The sequence below is a fragment of the Enterococcus sp. M-BR2 genome, assembly GCF_056612775.1.
This window is the reverse complement of record NZ_JBWQXK010000001.1, coordinates 1-18,817: the sequence shown is the minus strand read 5'-3', so window position 1 is coordinate 18,817 and position 18,817 is coordinate 1. Positions and strand designations below refer to the sequence as shown.

At 34.0% G+C, this 18,817-nt stretch carries 22 protein-coding genes and 2 pseudogenes; 4 read left to right on the top strand and 20 right to left on the bottom strand.

All coding sequences use genetic code 11. From position 1 onward, the window contains the following. Positions 1-89: 89 nt before the first annotated feature. On the bottom strand, positions 90-707 hold the full coding sequence (locus AC1F25_RS12460; protein WP_130040757.1) for an NAD(P)-dependent oxidoreductase: 618 nt from the start codon (positions 705-707) through the stop codon (positions 90-92). Between the two features lie 100 nt (positions 708-807). On the opposite strand from AC1F25_RS12460, the gene AC1F25_RS12455 reads away from it, so the two are divergent. Then, on the top strand, positions 808-1,137 hold the full coding sequence (locus AC1F25_RS12455; protein WP_130040756.1) for a winged helix-turn-helix transcriptional regulator: 330 nt from the start codon (positions 808-810) through the stop codon (positions 1,135-1,137). Here AC1F25_RS12455 and AC1F25_RS12450 read toward each other — a convergent pair. From AC1F25_RS12450 to AC1F25_RS12435, 4 genes are all read right to left on the bottom strand, one after another. Then, complete coding sequence (locus tag AC1F25_RS12450; protein ID WP_411246237.1) at positions 1,134-1,469, bottom strand: thioredoxin family protein; 336 nt, start codon at positions 1,467-1,469, stop codon at positions 1,134-1,136. The genes AC1F25_RS12455 and AC1F25_RS12450 overlap by 4 nt on opposite strands. A 98-nt stretch (positions 1,470-1,567) precedes the next feature. Further along, the gene (trxA, locus tag AC1F25_RS12445) at positions 1,568-1,879 is read right to left on the bottom strand and encodes a thioredoxin (RefSeq protein ID WP_130040754.1); all 312 of its coding nucleotides are present in this window, start codon (positions 1,877-1,879) and stop codon (positions 1,568-1,570) included. 14 nt (positions 1,880-1,893) lie between these two features. Then, positions 1,894-3,549 (bottom strand): FAD-dependent oxidoreductase, encoded by a 1,656-nt coding sequence (locus AC1F25_RS12440; RefSeq protein WP_130040753.1) that lies wholly within the window; start codon positions 3,547-3,549, stop codon positions 1,894-1,896. 102 nt (positions 3,550-3,651) lie between these two features. Next, positions 3,652-4,080: an OsmC family protein gene (locus AC1F25_RS12435; protein WP_130040752.1), complete on the bottom strand. Its 429-nt coding sequence runs from the start codon at positions 4,078-4,080 to the stop codon at positions 3,652-3,654. Positions 4,081-4,246: 166 nt separating this feature from the next. Here AC1F25_RS12435 and AC1F25_RS12430 point away from each other — a divergent pair, with 166 nt between their 5' ends. Then, the gene (locus AC1F25_RS12430; protein ID WP_130040751.1) at positions 4,247-4,927 is read left to right on the top strand and encodes a GntR family transcriptional regulator; all 681 of its coding nucleotides are present in this window, start codon (positions 4,247-4,249) and stop codon (positions 4,925-4,927) included. A gap of 61 nt (positions 4,928-4,988) precedes the next feature. Here the strand turns inward: AC1F25_RS12430 and AC1F25_RS12425 are convergent, their stop codons facing one another. Further along, positions 4,989-5,147 (bottom strand): hypothetical protein, encoded by a 159-nt coding sequence (locus tag AC1F25_RS12425; RefSeq protein ID WP_165356730.1) that lies wholly within the window; start codon positions 5,145-5,147, stop codon positions 4,989-4,991. Positions 5,148-5,378: 231 nt separating this feature from the next. Here AC1F25_RS12425 and AC1F25_RS12420 point away from each other — a divergent pair, with 231 nt between their 5' ends. Beyond that, on the top strand, positions 5,379-6,650 hold the full coding sequence (locus tag AC1F25_RS12420; protein ID WP_479994381.1) for an IS1380 family transposase: 1,272 nt from the start codon (positions 5,379-5,381) through the stop codon (positions 6,648-6,650). A 297-nt stretch (positions 6,651-6,947) separates the two neighbouring features. Here AC1F25_RS12420 and AC1F25_RS12415 read toward each other — a convergent pair whose 3' ends face one another. The 7 genes and pseudogenes from AC1F25_RS12415 to AC1F25_RS12385 all read right to left on the bottom strand — a co-directional run. Continuing rightward, positions 6,948-7,727 (bottom strand): sulfite exporter TauE/SafE family protein, encoded by a 780-nt coding sequence (locus tag AC1F25_RS12415; RefSeq protein ID WP_010829754.1) that lies wholly within the window; start codon positions 7,725-7,727, stop codon positions 6,948-6,950. Positions 7,728-7,781: 54 nt separating this feature from the next. After that, the gene (locus AC1F25_RS12410; RefSeq protein WP_010829755.1) at positions 7,782-8,432 is read right to left on the bottom strand and encodes a cytidylate kinase family protein; all 651 of its coding nucleotides are present in this window, start codon (positions 8,430-8,432) and stop codon (positions 7,782-7,784) included. A gap of 17 nt (positions 8,433-8,449) precedes the next feature. Beyond that, positions 8,450-9,259 carry a histidine phosphatase family protein gene (locus AC1F25_RS12405; RefSeq protein WP_479994376.1) on the bottom strand — a complete coding sequence of 270 codons (810 nt, stop codon included), beginning with the start codon at positions 9,257-9,259 and terminating at the stop codon, positions 8,450-8,452. Positions 9,260-9,275: 16 nt separating this feature from the next. Next, complete coding sequence (locus AC1F25_RS12400) at positions 9,276-10,682, bottom strand: glycoside hydrolase family 1 protein (RefSeq protein ID WP_010829757.1); 1,407 nt, start codon at positions 10,680-10,682, stop codon at positions 9,276-9,278. A 15-nt stretch (positions 10,683-10,697) separates the two neighbouring features. Next, positions 10,698-12,566 carry a beta-glucoside-specific PTS transporter subunit IIABC gene (locus AC1F25_RS12395; RefSeq protein WP_479994375.1) on the bottom strand — a complete coding sequence of 623 codons (1,869 nt, stop codon included), beginning with the start codon at positions 12,564-12,566 and terminating at the stop codon, positions 10,698-10,700. A gap of 169 nt (positions 12,567-12,735) precedes the next feature. Further along, positions 12,736-13,614: a MurR/RpiR family transcriptional regulator gene (locus tag AC1F25_RS12390; protein WP_010829759.1), complete on the bottom strand. Its 879-nt coding sequence runs from the start codon at positions 13,612-13,614 to the stop codon at positions 12,736-12,738. Positions 13,615-13,766: 152 nt separating this feature from the next. Continuing rightward, positions 13,767-14,123: pseudogene (locus AC1F25_RS12385) on the bottom strand (IS30 family transposase); the annotation flags it as partial. A gap of 67 nt (positions 14,124-14,190) precedes the next feature. Here AC1F25_RS12385 and AC1F25_RS12380 point away from each other — a divergent pair. After that, complete coding sequence (locus tag AC1F25_RS12380) at positions 14,191-14,871, top strand: IS6-like element IS1216 family transposase (protein ID WP_010829761.1); 681 nt, start codon at positions 14,191-14,193, stop codon at positions 14,869-14,871. A gap of 33 nt (positions 14,872-14,904) precedes the next feature. Here the strand turns inward: AC1F25_RS12380 and AC1F25_RS12375 are convergent, their stop codons facing one another. The 7 genes and pseudogenes from AC1F25_RS12375 to AC1F25_RS12345 all read right to left on the bottom strand — a co-directional run bounded on the left by AC1F25_RS12375 (position 14,905) and on the right by AC1F25_RS12345 (position 18,744). Further along, positions 14,905-15,261, bottom strand: a complete 357-nt coding sequence (locus AC1F25_RS12375) for a hypothetical protein (protein ID WP_010829770.1) — start codon at positions 15,259-15,261, stop codon at positions 14,905-14,907. A 259-nt stretch (positions 15,262-15,520) separates the two neighbouring features. Beyond that, a complete protein-coding gene (locus tag AC1F25_RS12370) occupies positions 15,521-16,069 on the bottom strand; it encodes a hypothetical protein (protein ID WP_002292681.1) in 549 nt (182 codons plus the stop codon). Continuing rightward, complete coding sequence (locus AC1F25_RS12365; protein ID WP_002292680.1) at positions 16,070-16,927, bottom strand: ParA family protein; 858 nt, start codon at positions 16,925-16,927, stop codon at positions 16,070-16,072. A gap of 286 nt (positions 16,928-17,213) precedes the next feature. Beyond that, positions 17,214-17,501, bottom strand: a complete 288-nt coding sequence (locus AC1F25_RS12360; protein ID WP_002300557.1) for a type II toxin-antitoxin system RelE/ParE family toxin — start codon at positions 17,499-17,501, stop codon at positions 17,214-17,216. Further along, positions 17,491-17,820: an AbrB/MazE/SpoVT family DNA-binding domain-containing protein gene (locus tag AC1F25_RS12355; protein WP_002292678.1), complete on the bottom strand. Its 330-nt coding sequence runs from the start codon at positions 17,818-17,820 to the stop codon at positions 17,491-17,493. Before AC1F25_RS12355 ends, AC1F25_RS12360 begins: the two co-directional genes overlap by 11 nt. A gap of 76 nt (positions 17,821-17,896) precedes the next feature. Continuing rightward, a pseudogene (locus tag AC1F25_RS12350) lies at positions 17,897-18,010 on the bottom strand (Txe/YoeB family addiction module toxin); the annotation flags it as partial. Between the two features lie 53 nt (positions 18,011-18,063). Further along, the gene (locus AC1F25_RS12345; protein WP_162781378.1) at positions 18,064-18,744 is read right to left on the bottom strand and encodes an IS6-like element IS1216 family transposase; all 681 of its coding nucleotides are present in this window, start codon (positions 18,742-18,744) and stop codon (positions 18,064-18,066) included. Positions 18,745-18,817 lie beyond the last annotated feature (73 nt).

The window sequence follows — 18,817 nt, the reverse complement described above, 5'->3', positions numbered from 1 at the left end:
TTTCTATCTAGTACACACTTTACAATTATGACAAAAAACCAAAGTGATCATTCACTTTGGTTAATTGACTATATACGATATATTATTTTTTATGAATATACGCCAATAATCTGGTGATTTTGTGGATGTAATGCTTTTTCTACAAATGCTTCTGCATAGTCTTCATAGCTAATCTCACTTTGACCCTCTTCATTCACTCCAAGTTTATCACCTGAAAAATGATGTACTCCTTTATAAGGTAGATCCGTGGTCATTAAAGCTGCTGGTGCCATATACATCCAGTCAAATGATTGTTCATTCTCTAGCAAACGATATGCGTCAACTTCCGCTTCAGCGATTGGTTTAAATTCTTCTGGAACATCAGGAGTCTCGACTAATAATGTATCTTCTGACACAGCTAGAATCCCTGCACCTCCAGCAATCATTAAGCAAGTATCAGTGTGTTTAAAAATAGAAATTAAATGCTTCATAGAAGTAATAAATTGTTCAGGCTCATCTACTGGTGCATTAAATGCATTTATCACAATATCGAAATTCTTAATATCTTCTGTTGTTAGTTCATACAAATCTTTCACAATGGTAGGAATAGTAATATGCATCTTATTCTTATTTCGAATGATTGCCGTAGGTTCAATACCTTCATTGATAAACTTTTCTGTCAAAATTTTTCCCAAATTACCAGTTGCTCCAATAATTCCTATATTCATTGTATCTTCCTCTTTTCTTTTATAATTTTATACCCTACAATAATTGTAAGTAATTTCTTTGATAAAAACTAGTTTCTTTAAAGTAACCAAGGAGGTCCTTATGAGTGAACTAAAGTTATATGAATTACCTGAATGTCCTGTCGAAACTACTGCTTTGTTGATTGGAGATCGTTGGAAGATATTAATAATGAGAGAACTCCTTCAAGGTACAAAACGTTTTAGCGAGATTAGCCAATCATTAAGTGGTATTTCTAATAAAGTTCTTTCTCAACATTTAAAAAACATGGAGCAAAGAGGTCTCATTAAAAAAGATATTTTAAATTCTGGGGGGGTAAAAACAGAATATACCTTAACAGAAATTGGGTGGGAACTGGAAGCTGTGATTACAGAAATGTGGGTTTTTGGCGAAAAATACAAATCCTCTAATTAGAATGTATTATCTGCTTTTGACAATTTTCTAAACTGTGTAATTCTTCGTTCGGCTTCCGTAAAATTAATAATCTTTACTTGTCGATGAATTTCTTTTCCTTCATAAAATAGAATGAGTGTCGGTGCTGAGAATCCATTTAATTGTCCGATAATTTCTGGACTTTTCTCTGCTTCAATTAGATAAACTGGCAAATCATGTCTTTTACTGATTACTTCGACAGTCTTTTTATCTGCAAAGCAGACACTACATGTTTTTGAAAAAATAAAGACTGCTTGTAATTGCTTTGTCGAAATTTTGCTTGTTAATTCTGATAATTGTTCAATAGTTTCCATTTTTCTCCTTCTATTTATATCCATTTTTTTTAATAATCAAGAGACTTCAAGTTAGCAAGAGCAAACATGAAGTCTCTTATTTTGTTTCTAGATTCAAATTAGCAAATATCTTTGATGATTTCTTTTAAATCTTCTTCCGAATTCACTCCAACTACGCGATCAACTTGCTGCCCATTAGAAAAGAAAAGGATTGTAGGGATACTCTGAATATGAAATTTTGTAGCAAGCTCTGGTTGTTCATCAACATTTACTTTAACAAAATGTACATTTGAACTGTCATAATCTTTTTCCATTTTTTCTAAAATAGGTGCTTGCATTTTACAAGGACCACACCAAGCTGCCCAAAAATCTACAACATAGACATCTTTCGCAATGATTTCATCAAAATTTTTATTCGTTAATTCTTCCATTATAGATAAGCTCCTTATTTTTTATTATAAATTAATTTATCGGGATAAATATTTCGGTATAAAGCGAAAGCACCATCTAAATTTTTAACACTAAAGCCGTTTTGTTTTAAAATTCTTTCTGCAATATAACTTCTTAACCCACTATGACAACTCACGATATATTCTTTCTTTTTATCTAGTTGATGAATTTCATCTCTCAAATTATCAAGTGGAATATGGATGGAATGACTGAACTGACCATTTCTTAACTCTTGGTCATTACGCACATCCAATAATATTTTCCCTTTATTCAATTCATCTTCTAGTTCGTACCATTGGACAGATTCGCTAGTCCCCTCAATTAAATTAATGGCAGCATAGCCTGCCATATTTACAGGATCTTTTGCTGAACCAAATGGTGGTGCATAAGTTAATTCTAGCTCTGGTAAGTCAAATACCGATAAACCACCTTTTATCGCAGTTGCAATCACATCAATCCGTTTATCGACACCCTCTTGCCCAATTGCTTGTGCACCATATATTTCTCCTGTTTCTGAATGAAAAATCAATTTCAAATGAATATCTGTTGCATTTGGAAAATAACCAGCATGATTTTTTCCGCTAATATGAAGAACAGATATCGGTAATTGTGCTTGCTTAGCATTTCTCTCATTCAAACCAGTTGAAGCAGCAGTTAAACCAAACACGCGAACAATTGATGTACCGATACTTCCTTTATTTTTTCTTGTTTGACCTGAAATAATATCCGCCACTTGTCGCCCCTGTCTATTCGCTGGAGAAGCTAGCGGAATCAGTGTCTCTTGATTGGTGATTTGTTGTTTGACAATAATCGCATCTCCAACCGCATAGATATTAGCATCGCTTGTTTGATAATTTTCATTTACAAGAATGCCATCACCTAGACCTGTTTTAATCCCTGCTTGTTTTGCTAATGAACTTTCGGGTTGAACACCAATTGATAAAATAGTTAAATCAGATGATAATTCCTCTCCATTCTCCAAGACAATGGTCTGTCCCTCATCTTTGAACTCAACAACTGAATTTGACGTATAGACATCAATATTTTTTGATGTTACTTCATTTTGTATAAAACTAGCCATCTCTTCATCTAGTGGTGGCAAAACTTGTGGTGCTTTTTCTACTAACGAAACAGAAAGACCTTTTTTTGCTAAATTTTCAGCAACCTCTAACCCGATAAAACCAGCACCAACAACTACTGCATGCTTCGGATTTTGTTGTACCTGATCCATTATTCGATCCAAATCAGGAATACTCCGTAAAGTAAAGATATGTTCACTATCTTCGATTCCTTTAATTTGAGGTGTAATCGGACTTGCTCCTGTTGATAAAATTAGATAATCATAGGTTTCTACACCAGCTTTTTGATTATGATCAAACATAATTCTTTTATTGTCTCTATCAATCTGAATCACTTCATGATTTGGACGAACATCAATATTAAAACGATTATTCAAACCTGTTGTTGTCTGAACTAAAAGCTGTTCTCTTTTTTCAATTTCACCTGATATATGATAAGGCAATCCACAATTGGCAAATGATACATACGGACCTTTTTCAAATACAATAATTTCTGCATTTTCATTTAATCTCCGTAATCTGGTTGCAGCAGACATTCCACCTGCAACACCACCTACAATAACTATCTTCATTGTTTCTCTCCTCCATTAATAGAAAGTCTTTTAATTTCATATTATATAAAACTAGAATTAAAGGCAGACTCAATAATTTCTACTGAATCTGCCTTTAATTAACTACTTACTCTTTGTAAAATGAGGCTCAATTAAAATTTCAGAACCTGCCGCTTTTAACAAATTTCCAACCGCACAGGATTTATCTGCAGCTTCGATTGCTCTTTTAATACTATCTACATCCTCGTCACTCGCTTCTTGAGATAAAACAAGTTCTGGATAATGTGTAATGGTTAAATTGCCATTTTTCATTTCGGGAGCCGCCGATTCCATTGAGAAATCAGTTACTGGTAATTTTCTAGCCTCAATCAAATGTTTAAATGTCATGAAAAAACAAGTAGCTGCTGATGAGATTAATAGAGTCTTAGGATCTAAACCATTTCCTGATCCTTGAAGGTGGTCTGGAATTGCAATAGGTATTTCCCCTGCTTCACTAATTACTTTGCCATCTCCTTTTGTTGTTCCACTCCATAAAATTTTTAATTTAGTCATAATATCCTCCTCTAACCCTATACACTATTAAACTAGTATAATAGGTTATGCATATTTTACTATTAAAAGTTGCTAGTTGTCAAGAAGATGCTTTCTTTCTTGACCTTGCATTGTTTATTCATTACTATATTCATATATACTTATCAAAAGAAAGTTGGTTTCTCAAATGAAACACGAACAGTTACCTTTAAATATTGATACAAATTTACCTCTGTCCATTAACACTCAAATTAAGACTCAATTAAAAATTTTAATTGCAAAACAGTTTCTTAAGTCAGGAGATTTCTTACCTACAACTATTCAACTAGGTAAACAGCTATCTATTAATAAAAACACTATCCAAAACGCCTATTCACAATTACAAGATGAGGGATTATTAATAATGGGAAAAGGTATTGGAACGAAAGTCATCGATGAGAGTTCAGTAAAAAATTATTTTAAAAATGATGCCTACCTTTCTACTATTAAAAAAACGGTTGATGAAATTGTAGCTTCTGGCCTTGATGTCGAAGAGATTCTTTTATCCAGTATCGCTTACAATCAATTATTCTCCTATTCTGAATCACACAAAAAAAACATTCTTTTTTTAGAATGTCGGGAAAGTTCTTGCCTATTTTATTTAAAAGAACTCAAAGTTAATACAAATGCAACAGTTGAAAATATAGATCTTGCTGATTTAACGGACACCCAATTACAAGATGCTATTAACCAAGCTAATATTGTCATCACGCAAAATAACATTATTCCTAAATTGCAAAAACGCGTAGATACTTCAAAAGCAAATTTAATTGGAGTTACGTCAACGAACGATATTTCGCTTCTATTTCATATTCTTCAAGATAATTAAATTGAAAAAATGCATAAGTCATCCTCTTATGCATTTTTTCTTTAAATAAGATTATTCGTACCTACTCAATATTATCTCCTTTCAATTTTTTTAATACACTCAAACACATGGACATTTCATACCTCAGATTAGGATCAAGTTCCCAGTTCTCATCACTACTGATAATTTCTGAAACTCGAGTATACAATAATCTCTTTAATTCTCTTTTCTTTGGGTCCATTAAGTTTACCTCCTGTTAATTATTTCATAAATAAACCTGAATAATTCATAAAATTTCAGGAAACTACAAATAACCTTGCTGCAATAGCATTTTTCACTTGTTCGATAAGCACCCTTTGGGTGTACAAAAAGAACCCCAATCTGATATGGTTAAGTTACCACACTAAAACCATAGAAAGGGGCTCTCTCAATGGCTACATTACACGAAAAAAAGGTATAATTCAACTCTAAACTGACGATTTCAAACACAGGTGGAAATTTGTCCACCGATTCTGGATTGGTTCTCGTCAAAGAATTTATGGAGTCTCTTAATTTCTCCGATCTTTCTAAGCAATACTTGGGAATAGAGGACAAACGTCTCTATCATATCCATGACAATTTTTCTTTGATGGAGCAGTTGATTTATCAAAATATCGCTGGCTATTCGACCGATTCCTCCGCAAATATATTGAAGCAAGACCCTATATTCAAGGTGATTTTGGATAAGTCCAGGCTTGCCTCGCAGTCTTCGATTTCCCGATTCTGGGATCGCATAAGCGAAGAAAATATTTCTCAGTTGCAAGATCTTAACCAAGCCATGATTGATAAAGTACGGTCGGCAAGAAATACGACAGAAATGATCTTTGACTTGGATTCAACCCATTCTGATACTTACGGAGATCAAGAAAACACTGATTACAATGCTCATTATCGAACCAATGGATACCATCCGTTAGTCGCATTTGATGGTTTGACGGGAGATTTCTTAAAAGCAGAACTTCGTTCTGGCAATGTCTACACGTCTAATGGCGTTGGGACATTTATGGAGCCTCTTTTTGAGCATTATAACCAAGTGGTTTCTGTCAGCAATATTCTCGTCCGTGGAGATAGCGGGTTCGCTACACCGGAACTTTACGATCTCTGTGAAGCTTATGACAGCTTCTTTGTGATCCGCTTAAAGGCGAACCGTAACCTTTCAAAAATTGCGGAAAGCTTTATTCAGATTGACGATAACCACCCTTGGGATAAAAAAGAAGTTGTTTATTCTTCAACATCCTATCAAGCAAAAAGTTGGTCCAAAGAACGCCGAGTCTGCATTAAATCAACACGGGAAGCTGATGAACTTCTATTCCGACATGAATACATCGTCACCAATTACTCCAATAATGTCTCTGCGGAAACAGTCTTTCGGACTTACTGTAAACGCGGCACCATGGAAAACTTCATTAAAGAAGCGAAGAATGGCTTTTATTTCGATAAGACCGATAGCCCTTCCTTTTTAGAAAATCACGCTCGCATGATGGTAAGCCTGTTGGCTTACAACATCGTTAACTTTATGCGTACGCTTTGTTTCACACAGGGATCGGCCAGCATGCAGGTGGACACAATCCGATTAAAACTATTCAAGGTCGCAGGTAAACTCGTTCGAACAGGACGTAGACTGCTGCTGAAACTCAGTTCTTATCATGTACATCAGGGCTTATTTTATCAAGTCCTCGGAAATATCCAGCAGCTCTGCTGGTAAATAAATCCCAATTTTAAAAATTATATTGTGCTTCAAGGAACGAGTGCGCCCAAATTTGGCTGAACCGCAGCTGTTTACCTAAACAGTTCGGATTTTTTAATCTGTTGGGTTCTGAGACGGAATAAAAAATATAAATTCCGGTAAAATTTAGAGCAACAGATCATTTTTTTATCGGTATGAATTATTCAGGATTTAGTAATCAAGAAATGACAAAAAATTCAGTGACTTAAAAGAGAAACTTTATGTTATCATCCTTTCATATAGATAACATAAGGTTTCTCACAATTTTTTAACAACTTATTTATAAATTACTACTATGCCATTATAAATATTAATTAATAGAACAATAATAATGACTCCTTGAAAAATAACTACAACTTTTCGAGGAGAAAACAGTGCACTGGCTTTTGCTCCTATTAACCCACCTAAGATTGCTGCTGGAATTACGAACAATAAAATTGATAAATCATATCGTGCAAAACCTGTTGTCAGAGCTATTGTAGTTATTTTTGACAGTTGTGAGAATAAAATTGTACAAATAGAATAAACTGTTGCATCTTTGATAGGCATTGCAAACAGCAACATTAATAACGAAACATTGATTGGCCCACCGCCGATTCCTAACAAACTTGCAGTAAACCCTAATACTAATCCGCAAATCACATACCAAATAGATGACTGCAATTCAAATGACTCCCAATTAAATCGAGTATAAAGGAAAGCGAATACTAATGTCCCTATGGTTAAGACAATTTGAACTAACTGCACAGTATCTTGACTAAATAAACGTAGTAGCTCTTCAAATAATGCACTTCCGATGATTCCACCAATAATTGCTCCTAAAGATAACCATATAACTTTTTTCCACTTTAATTCTATGCCATTTTGAATTTGCCTAGTAGTTGAAACAATTGACATTACAAATACTGCAACCGTTGAATAAAATGAAATAGCTACAACCGAATCCAATGCAAAAAAATCTAGGACGGGTTTGATAATCACGCCTCCTCCCATGCCAGAAACTGAACCGATTGTATTAGCTAATATAATAACGAAGAAATATAATAGTCCCTTCAAAATAGTCTCTCCTTCCTAAAAAAATAATAAGGAGAAAATCCTCCTTATTGTTTTTTATTTTTCAACAGCACCAAAAACATCCAATACAATTTGATTAAATTCTTCTTTATCTACTGTTTTTTCTGATAGTGCTGCGACAAGAATTTCGACACATTGCTCTTTTGAAAGAAATGCTGTGTTTAAACATAAATCATAATATTCTTTATTCCCCCAAACATTCTGATTATAACAAGCATTTTTATATAATCGTCTCGCTTGGTCTTCTTGATTTAAGATATGCTCTAGTTGTGTATCTGAAAAATGTCCATTCTTGTATAGTTCATCTAATTTTACTCTTGGACGTTTGGCGTCAACGGAAGAATTATAAATCAGTACAGATAAACAATTATTCTTCCGCTCTAGGTGTTTTTTATCTCCACGTTCATGAATAATACTAGGTCCATCCATAAGAACTTTCTCAATTTCTCGATTAAATGCATATTGAATAGTTTTGAAGTCTTCATTTAAACGAATATCTTCAAAAGTTTGAGAGGTCACTTTTAGTTCTTTGGTTAATGTATTTACTTTGTTATTAAGTTCAGAGTCATTAATTGATTGTAACAATTTTGCATCGTCATAATAAGACATACCTAATTTTTTTGCAGTAACTAGTACAATCCAACGTCCCATACTGCAATACTCGCTATCTATAAATAGATGCTTCATCTGTATTCACCCTCTGTTTATTTAATATCTGTATATTCAGTGTCATTGACTGTTCCTAATTCAAAATTTTCATCATCGTATTGAATTGTTGTTACACTTGCATTTTTCATTCCTACCGTAGCATCTAATTCATTAAATAATGCATCGATTAATGCACGAATACTTAATCCATGTGTAACAATCAAGACTTTTTTATCCCCATTGTCTATCGCATCATTAGCAATTTTACCTATCGCTTCTTTCAGACGAGAAGTAATTTGTTCATAGGTCTCGGCGGGCCAATTCCCCTCTATATCTTTCATTCGTTCTTTATCCAATAGTGCAACAGTATCTGCATATTCTTTAGGATTTACTCCATTCTTTGTATACTCCTCTGCTGTTGTATTATGGTACTCTGCTACATCATGAATCATAACATCATCATTAAGCTCACCTTCATAACTACCAAAATTGAACTCTCTTAACCGTTTGTCAGTTTGTACATTTAAATCAGCTGCACCTTGGTTTTCTGTCAGTAACAATTCAGCTGTTTGAACAGAACGTCCACTATCGCTACTATATGCTGCATCAAAGGAAAGATGGCTTAATTTAACTCCTGCATCTTGCACAACTTTCTCCCCTTCTGGTGTGAGAATGGCATCTGACCAACCTTGTACTCGATCAGTAATATTTAACATTGTTTCTCCATGTCTAAAGATGTAAAGTGTCACATTTTTTTCTTCATTCGATTCAGTTGTATTTGTAGTCGAACTTGATGAAGTATTTTGAGAACATGCGCCCAACAAAATTGTTCCAAGCAACATAACCAGCAAAGTTAATTTTTTCATCTTCAATTCCCCTTATTTAAATCGATAAATTTTCACCATTTGTGTCAATAACTTCTTTATACCAGTCAAATGATTTCTTTTTTATTCGGTCATTTGTACCATTGCCTTCATCATCCAAATCAACATAAATAAATCCATAACGTTTTGCCATTTCGCCTGTACTTGCTGCAATTAAATCAATTGGTCCCCATGCAGTATAGCCCATAACTGGTACGCCATCTAACTCGATAGCTTTTTTCATTTCAACAAGGTGACTACGAAGATATTCAATACGATAATCATCTTGAATTGTACCATCTGGTTCAATTTTATCAATCGCACCTAAGCCATTTTCAACCACCATAACTGGTAATTGATAACGATTATATAAGAAGTTCAGTGCATATCGTAGACCTTTGGGATCAATTCCCCATCCCCATTCAGAACGTTCAATATAAGGATTTTTATAGCCAGTTTCCAAACCGTTCAAGCCTTTTAATATCCCTTTAGTTTCTTTCCCACAAACATGTGTCAAATAATAACTGAATGTAATATAATCAACTGTTCCAGCTTTTAGAATATCTGCATCACCATCTTGTACAGGTAATGTAATCTGTTGCCGTTCTAGTTCTTTTAATTTATAATTTGGGTAAACCCCACGGCATTGCACATCTACATAAAATAACATTTTTTGCTGGAATTCTTCATTCCCTTGAATATCATCTGGATCTGGACTATTGGGATAAGAAAAATGTCCTGCATACATTAAACCAATTTGATTTTCGGCATCAATTTCATGTCCGAGTTGAACAGCTTTCGCACTTGCTAAAAGTTGATGATAGGCAGCAATCATCTTTTGTTCTTCATTGGCATACAAAGATATCCCTCCAGCATTCCATGGCATGGTAGACATTACATTGATTTCATTAAACGTTAACCAATATTTGACACGTCCTTTAAAATGCTTGAAAACTGTTTCTGCATAGTTTGCAAAAAAATCAACTACTTTTCGATTTTCCCAAAAACCATATTTTTTTAATCCCATTGGTGTTTCAAAATGGGATAATGTCACTAATGGTTCGATACCATATGATAAACACAAATCAATGACTTTATCATAAAATGCTAACCCTTTTTGATTAGGGACTGTCTCATCTCCATTTGGGAAAATTCTTGTCCATGCAAATGATAGACGGTAACATTTAAAGCCCATTTCTGCAAACAATGCAATATCTTCCTCATAGCGATGATAGTGATCAATCGCTTGATGCGTAGGATAATATTTTCCTTTTTCAACAGTTTCTGTGATTTCTCTTTTCTTTCCTCGAGAACCTAAGACCATTAAATCTGCTGTACTAAGTCCTTTTCCATCCTCTAAATAAGCACCTTCAATTTGATTGGCTGCTGTCGCACCGCCCCATAAAAAATCTTTTGGAAAACTCATAAAAATTTCCTCCTTCTAGTCCAGTGAAGAGACGTCAATTAATGTCTCGCCTACTTTAATTGAAGACGTATTCGTTGGTATAATTTCTGAAAAATCATTTGAATTCGTGATAACAATCATAGTGACCTCTTCTAAATTATTTTTCTTAATAATATCTAAATCTGCCTCCAACAATAATTCACCTTTTGAGACTCTTTGCCCAGCTGAAACATGTCTTTTAAACCCATTTCCTTTTAAAGTCACAGTATCTAAACCAACATGAATTAAAATTTCTGCCCCATGATCACTCAAAAGACCAATTGCATGATTACTATCAAACGTTGCAGAAATTTTGCCATCTACAGGCGCATAAACTTTTCCATCTGATGGTAAAATAGCAATCCCTTCACCTAATGCGCCACTCGAAAATACTGGATCACTTACGTTTGACAAAGCAACAATCGCGCCATTCATTGGTGAAACAATATTGTCACTTGCAATATTTACTGGAATCTCGCTCGTATCTTCTTTTACTTCCTCAGTCTCTTCATCAATACCTAAAATGAATGAAGCAATAAAACCGACAACAAATGCAATCGCACAACCAATCGCTGCGTAAATAAAATTTGATAGTCCTTTTTCCCCAAAGAAACTTGGTAACGCAGGAATGCCAGGAGCAACTTGAGCATATCGACCGACACCCATGATTCCAATAAATAGTCCCGCTGCTCCACCACCTACCATTGAAGCAATTAACGGCTTTTTGAATCGCATATTAATTCCGTATAAAGCTGGTTCAGTAATTCCCATAACAGCAGACAGACCTGAAGAAACAGCTAATTGTTTGACAGAAAGTTGTTTTGTTCTAAAGGCAACTGCTAAGGCAGCACCACCCTGAGCAATATTGGAAACCATCATACCTGGACCAGCAACAGTATCAAATCCAGATGTTGCTAACATATTAATACCGATTGGAATTAAACCGTAATGCATACCTGTCATCACAAGTAATGGAGTAAATGCACCCACAAGTAATGGAACCAACCAACTTGCATACGTATTAACAAATTCAATAAGTGACCCTAACCCATTACCTAAGAATGTACCCAAAGGACCAATCACAATTAAGGTAATTGGTGCAACAATCAACAATGTTAACAGAGGCGTCATAAATATTCGAACAGCATTGGGCATCAATTTATCGATAATCGGCTCGATATATGACATAAACCAAATAGCTAAAATAATCGGAATAACAGAAGAACCATAGTTAGCTAACGTCACAGGTAATCCGAATAAAGCTAAGGACTCACCTGTTTCTCTAGCACCCTCAATCATTGCTGTAAAAGTCGGATGTAACAAAATTGCCCCTAAGGTAATTGCAATGTACTGATTACATCCGAATTTTTTTGCAGCAGAACTAGCTAATAAGACCGGTAAAAAATAAAAGGCTGCATCACCAATGAAATTTAAAAATTGATAGGTTTGCGATTCTGGTGTCATCCATTCCAACATGACTAATAGAGCTAATAATGCTTTTAACATCCCTGCACCTGTTAATGCCGGAACAATTGGAACAAAAATACCCGCAATTGTATCTAAAACTTTTGATACAATCCCTTTATTGTTTGCTTCTGAACTACTTTCTTTAGAAGCGGAAAAATCTCCTAGTTTATCGATTTCGGCAAATACAAATTTTACATCTCCACCAATAATGACTTGAAATTGACCACCCTGATTAACTACACCTACAACACCTTTAAGATTTCTAATAGCTGATTCATCTGCTTTACTGTCATCTTTTAAATTAAATCGAAGTCGTGTTGCACAATGCGCTAAACTGCTTACATTTTCAGAACCACCAACATTTGCTAATATGTCTTTTCCTAATTCTTTATACCCCATGCTATTTTCCTCCTTAGAGAACATTTTCTCTTTTGATAATTTGAATATAGCGTGCTATTAATAGGTAAACAATACATTTGAAACCGTTTTACACAGCGTTGCGAAATTCATTCAGTTTACGATTATTTTTTCGCAACACTGTTCCAAAAAAATAAAATCCACTTACTAACTAATCGTTAATAAGCGGATTTTGAGATTTTCTTTTATATTCAAATTCAGAAGAATTATTTCTTCTTTTTTGTTCATTTGATTCATAATTCATTGAAAAATAACAGGCATACAGGCTATCTAAAATAAATGATACAGAAATTAACGTGCTAAAATTCCCTAAATTATCCACTAATGTTTCTCGTGTGGATATATATAATTTACACGAAAATAAATTAGACAATGAATTTTCACCGTAGGAAGTAATAACAATTGCCTCAATCTTTCTTTCCTTTAATTTATTTGCAATTCTTAAGAGACGACTCGTCTCACCAGAATAAGAGATTAAAATAAAACAATCTGTCGTACTAGCATTACATGCTTCATAAAAAAGATTATCTAAGCGATCGTCCACAATGACATTTCTTCCCAATTTAATCATTCTGTTTCTAAATGTCCGACCCATTTCTATGGTGTCACCAGCCGAACAAATAAAAATATTTTCACTTTTATAAATAATTTCTGTCGCTTTTTCCAAATCACTAGAAGCAATCAAGGAAAGTGAGTCTGCGATTGTTTCCTGATATAGCGCACCTATTTTTTTTGTTATTATTTCATTATTATCATGCTTAACGAATGGACGATTGGGATCGATATCGTTAAAATGGCGGTTCAAATATGCAGTCTCTTCTAAAAACGCTTCTCTAAAATCATTGTATCCTTCAAATCCAATTTTTTGACAAAAGCGAATAATAGTTGATGGTGAAACGTATAATTTTTGCGCGATACTTCGAGCGCTTTCATTCTTCAAACCAGATTCATTTTCTAAAATATACATCGCAATTGTTTTCTCTAATTCTGTTAAATTTGGCGATTCATTAATTTTTTCTCGTACTAACAAGGAACATCCCTCATTTCAGTTATTGATATGATGTTATTCAATCATTTAAGATAAAAAATGTCAATTTTCCTTTTAGGAACTTAACTGAAGAAAAAAGAAAACCCAGTTCACATCCTGAGTTTTCTAATAATAGTTTTTACCTATATTAATTGTCAAATTAAGTTAGACAAGTCCTCTTTGCATATGTGACTCAAGAATACTTCTATTGGTGTTTTATAGTTTAATGATTTTCGAGGGATATTATTTCTTTTCGATGCAATAGATTGGATAAAAGATTCATCAACTTCGTTGAAATCCATTTGCTTTGGTAAACCATCTTTACGTAATAAACCATTAGAGTTTTCATTTAACCCTCTTTGTAATGGTGTACCAGGATCTGCAAAATAGATATCAATATCATTGATATTACTGATTGATTTCCAATTTGAAAATTCCTTTCCACAATCAAAAGTCATTGATTTGAATAGATGCTTAGGTACTGATTGCATCCATTGGTTCAAACGGTTCTGTTGCAAAGTTTTAAATCTACTATCAAATAAGGTAGAATAATAGAAAAAGATAGCAGGAGGAATGACGATGAATCATTTTAAAGGAAAGCAATTTCAGCAGGATGTGATTATTGTAGCCGTGGGCTACTATCTTCGTTATAACCTTAGCTATCGTGAAGTTCGAGAAATCTTATATGATCGTGGCATTAACGTTTCTCATACGACGATTTATCGTTGGGTGCAAGAATATGGCAAACTACTCTATCAAATTTGGAAAAAGAAAAATAAAAAATCCTTTTATTCATGGAAAATGGATGAAACGTACATCAAAATTAAAGGAAAATGGCATTATTTGTATCGAGCCATCGATGCAGATGGTTTAACCTTGGATATTTGGTTACGTAAAAAACGGGACACACAAGCAGCCTATGCTTTTCTTAAGCGGTTAGTGAAGCAGTTTGATGAACCGAAGGTTGTAGTCACAGATAAAGCCCCCTCTATTACAAGTGCCTTTAAGAAACTAAAAGAATACGGCTTTTATCAAGGGACAGAACATCGTACCATTAAATACCTGAATAATTTGATTGAACAAGACCATCGTCCAGTAAAGAGACGCAATAAATTCTATCGAAGTTTACGCACTGCCTCTACCACGATTAAAGGCATGGAAGCCATCCGAGGATTATATAAGAAAACCCGAAAAGAAAGCACTCTCTTCGGGTTTTCGGTCTGTACTGAAATCAAGATATTATTGGGAATCCCAGCTTAAATCATAGATACCGTAAGGGATTTTATTCTTTATTTAAAACTTTGCAACAGAACCTTTCACACTAATTTCTTCGTTCAATTTCACTAATAATACTTGATCTCGCTTATTATAATCGCTTTCATTTGTCCTAAGAGTCAAACCTTTTTCCACCATAACTTTTACACCCAATAAATTTTGCGGTTTATTTTTCTCTGTTGAAATTCTTTGTGTAGCCTTTAAACTGACAATTAGCTCATTGGGTACATACTCTATTTGAGAGTCATCTAATTGGCTCATAGTCCTTTCTTTTTGGTTAGTATCTGCAGTTACTTGTTTAGTATGAGCCATGAACCCAAACATACTCACCCCAACAACCAATCCTAAATATATTTTCTTTTTAAACTTTTTCACCTACATCTCCTCCTAATAGTTTTATTTTAGAGTTAGCTCTATTACTTATTTACTAACTCAACAACAGATTATCATACACTTGTTAATGAAATCACAATATCTCATTAAAACACACCCTAAAATCATAACCGTTCCTATGCTCATTTTTTGGATTTTTTAATCACGTAACCAGAAAAATAAATCCCCTCTATTTCACGCAAATCAAAGAAGAACTAAGTAACTACCGTTTAAAGGTAGTTACTTAGTTCTTCTTTGATTATTATCTAACTTTATTATTCATTCCCCACCCTTTGCGCAGTGAGTCTTCGGTATCTTGTTTTATCTGACTGGTAGTTCTTATTATTTCTCCACGATCATCTAATTCTGGAACAATTGGATATTTTTCTCTGAACAAGTCTAGTTCTTTCACCACGTCATTAAACAAATCTTGCTTATCTTCTTGCGTAAGATTCTGTTTAATATACTCATCTAAAGCTTTTCTAAGCAATTCATCTCTTGTCATATTAGTCTCATACTTTTCTACTAAAACTCTGGAAGTCGCATTTAACAAAGTCGACAGTTTTAAAGGATGCTTGGTGGAATAAACCTTATCAAACTTTCTGATTGGTGCGCCAACTTTTTTTGTTCTTCCTCTACTCTGTCTTTCAACATTGGAGGAAGTTTTTATTTCTTGAACTTGGTGCACTTCTAATTGCTTATTTTCAGATGGTGTAATTGCTTGCTGCTTTTTCTTTGCTTCTGCTTCTTTTTTTATTTTGGCGAGTCCTTTGTTGTTCCCAAAAATATCAAGTCCTTTGATGTCAGCCAATTACTCCACCTCCGCATACCAATTCTCGTGTTCTTCCAATTCTTTCAAAATACTGATAAATAATTCGTGGCTTTTGCGATCCCATTGTTTTAAGAGACCTTTCTTTGTCTTCTCCATCGTAATACCTGATCCGTCGTATCGTTTTAAGCGCGCATTTTTGAGTACAACATTTTTAATCAAATGTTCCCCATAAATCTCTTGGGCTTGTTTATACATTTCCTGATCTACTGCGTCACCGCTTTCCAACATGAAAGGAATAACACCAGCAACATATAAATTTGTATCAAATTCTTTCACAAAAAAGTCCATATACTCAAGATATTGCATCGCATTTCTCATCGATTTTACTTGGGTCTGTAAGACGACGATTGCCCAGTCCGCAATGTACATCGCGGATTTACTATATACAGAAATAGAAGGTGGGACATCTAAATAAATGACGTCAAACTCATCAAATAATGGTTCTAGCTTTTCTTTCATATATTTGAATTGGGATAATGAATCATTATATTGGTCTTTGATCCAATCATCATACATTTCAAAGGACATGTCTGCTGGAAGTATATAGAGGTTATTGATTACTTTATAGACAGCCTCTTTAGGTGGAAGATTGTTTATCAACACGTCAGTCACAGTATTTTCGTAAACAATCGGTTCACCTTCTCCGCCTCCTTCTTCGTTAGTGAAGTTCATATGCGTTAAGTTCATCACATCAGAAGTATTTCCTTGCATATCCAAGTCAATTATCAAGGTTCTTTTTCCTTCATTAACTGCTGATTCAAACCCTAACATTTGCGCGCACGTACTTTTACCTACGCCACCTTTAAAATTACCGATTACATATTTCTTCGCTACCACGTTCCTACCTCTTTTCTTTTAGCAATATTCATTTGATACTATTATAACATATTTATTTTTAGTTACTACCAAAAAAAAGATATATATGTACTACCTTATAATTAATAAGTAAAAGGTAGTACATAAATAAGGAAAAGCTGAAATATATTGATTTATAGCTTTCCTCAAAGTAATGACGTTATTTAATTTTATCGAGAAGCAGAGAATACTCGCGACTTTAGTCATGTAGACGAATCAGATTTTCGATAAAAAAGAAGCCGTCCTTCTTAAGAACGACAACAAATCACTAGATTAATTTTTTCAACTGTTCATAAAAGTTTTCATGCGTTCCACATAACAATACTGGAATAACCTTGTTTTCTATAATCTCATAAGCTACTCTATATGTTGTGCCCGCATATTTGAACCCACTAGACCAAATACCTGATAAATCCCCAGTTTTTTGTTCACCCTTATATGGATCAATCGCAATTTCATCATAAATTAAATTCAAAAATTTTTCTTTCAATGGCTTCTCTTTTAGCTTTTTTAAATACTTAATGACATGTTTTGAAGGAACGATTTCATAAGCCAATTTCTGTTGCCAACTCCTCTTTAGTCATTACTTTAGAATTAGTAAGTGTATCTTCAGCAATATCTCTAAAGGAAGAATGCATTTTGTTTTTTCTATTCTTAAATTCTACAAGAATCTCATCTTTATCGTAGCCTTCTGCAATTATATCAGACAAAATATCTTCGCTAAAATCATAAAATTCTTTTTGTGGTTCAACAAATTCATAAAGAATACCATTCTCTACCAACTTTGCTTCAACTTCGACTCCATTAGGAACATTAAAATCTTTAGGTACTGTCAACATGATTGAATTGCCTTGTTTTCTTGTTTTTGTAATCATTTAAATCCCTCATTTCTAACAGTATGTAATTACTTAGTAAATACATTATACCACGAGATAATGTATTTACAAGTAATTACTGTGACTCGTAATGCGTCCTTGCTGAATAAATTTCAACCACGTGTTCATCTTCATCTACCTTATAAACAACCCGGTGTTGTCTATTCAATCTTCTAAAATACCTACCTTGGTTCTGTTGCAAAGTTTTAAATAAAGAATAAAATCCCTTACGGTATCTATGATTTAAGCTGGGATTCCCAATAATACCTTGATTTCAGTACAGACCGAAAACCCGAAGAGAGTGCCTTCTTTTCGGGTTTTCTTATATAATCCTCGAATGGCTTCCATGCCTTTAATCGTGGTAGAGCCAGTGCGTAAACTTCGATAGAATTTATTGCGTCTCTTTACTGGACGATGGTCTTGTTCAATCAAATTATTCAGGTATTTAATGGTACGATGTTCTGTCCCTTGATAAAAGCCGTATTCTTTTAGTTTCTTAAAGGCACTTGTAATAGAGGGGGCTTTATCTGTGACTACAACCTTCGGTTCATCAAACTGCTTCACTAACCGCTTAAGAAAAGCATAGGCTGCTTGTGTGTCCCGTTTTTTACATAACCAAATATCCAAGGTTAAACCATCTGCATCGATGGCTCGATACAAATAATGCCATTTTCCTTTAATTTTGATGTACGTTTCATCCATTTTCCATGAATAAAAGGATTTTCTATTTTTCTTTTTCCAAATTTGATAGAGTAGTTTGCCATATTCTTGCACCCAACGATAAATCGTCGTATGAGAAACGTTAATGCCACGATCATATAAGATTTCTTGAACTTCACGATAGCTAAGGTTATAACGAAGATAGTAGCCCACGGCTACAATAATCACATCCTGCTGAAATTGCTTTCCTTTAAAATGATTCATCGTCATTCCTCCTGCTAGCTTTTTCTATTATTCTACCTTATTTGATAGTAGATTTAAAACTTTGCAACAGAAC

Excerpts from the sequence above, each read along its gene's own strand:
- AC1F25_RS12455 (WP_130040756.1), top strand. The coding sequence starts at position 808 with ATGAGTGAACTAAAGTTATATGAATTACCTGAATGTCCTGTCGAAACT.
- AC1F25_RS12400 (WP_010829757.1), bottom strand. The coding sequence starts at position 10,682 with ATGAGTTTTCCAAAAGATTTTTTATGGGGCGGTGCGACAGCAGCCAAT.
- AC1F25_RS12460 (WP_130040757.1), bottom strand. The coding sequence starts at position 707 with ATGAATATAGGAATTATTGGAGCAACTGGTAATTTGGGAAAAATTTTG.
- AC1F25_RS12405 (WP_479994376.1), bottom strand. The coding sequence starts at position 9,259 with ATGAAAAAATTAACTTTGCTGGTTATGTTGCTTGGAACAATTTTGTTG.
- AC1F25_RS12450 (WP_411246237.1), bottom strand. The coding sequence starts at position 1,469 with ATGGAAACTATTGAACAATTATCAGAATTAACAAGCAAAATTTCGACA.
- AC1F25_RS12425 (WP_165356730.1), bottom strand. The coding sequence starts at position 5,147 with ATGGACCCAAAGAAAAGAGAATTAAAGAGATTATTGTATACTCGAGTT.
- AC1F25_RS12395 (WP_479994375.1), bottom strand. The coding sequence starts at position 12,566 with ATGGGGTATAAAGAATTAGGAAAAGACATATTAGCAAATGTTGGTGGT.
- AC1F25_RS12410 (WP_010829755.1), bottom strand. The coding sequence starts at position 8,432 with ATGAAGCATCTATTTATAGATAGCGAGTATTGCAGTATGGGACGTTGG.
- trxA (WP_130040754.1), bottom strand. The coding sequence starts at position 1,879 with ATGGAAGAATTAACGAATAAAAATTTTGATGAAATCATTGCGAAAGAT.
- AC1F25_RS12380 (WP_010829761.1), top strand. The coding sequence starts at position 14,191 with ATGAATCATTTTAAAGGAAAGCAATTTCAGCAGGATGTGATTATTGTA.
- AC1F25_RS12430 (WP_130040751.1), top strand. The coding sequence starts at position 4,247 with ATGAAACACGAACAGTTACCTTTAAATATTGATACAAATTTACCTCTG.
- AC1F25_RS12355 (WP_002292678.1), bottom strand. The coding sequence starts at position 17,820 with ATGATTACAAAAACAAGAAAACAAGGCAATTCAATCATGTTGACAGTA.
- AC1F25_RS12440 (WP_130040753.1), bottom strand. The coding sequence starts at position 3,549 with ATGAAGATAGTTATTGTAGGTGGTGTTGCAGGTGGAATGTCTGCTGCA.
- AC1F25_RS12345 (WP_162781378.1), bottom strand. The coding sequence starts at position 18,744 with ATGAATCATTTTAAAGGAAAGCAATTTCAGCAGGATGTGATTATTGTA.
- AC1F25_RS12435 (WP_130040752.1), bottom strand. The coding sequence starts at position 4,080 with ATGACTAAATTAAAAATTTTATGGAGTGGAACAACAAAAGGAGATGGC.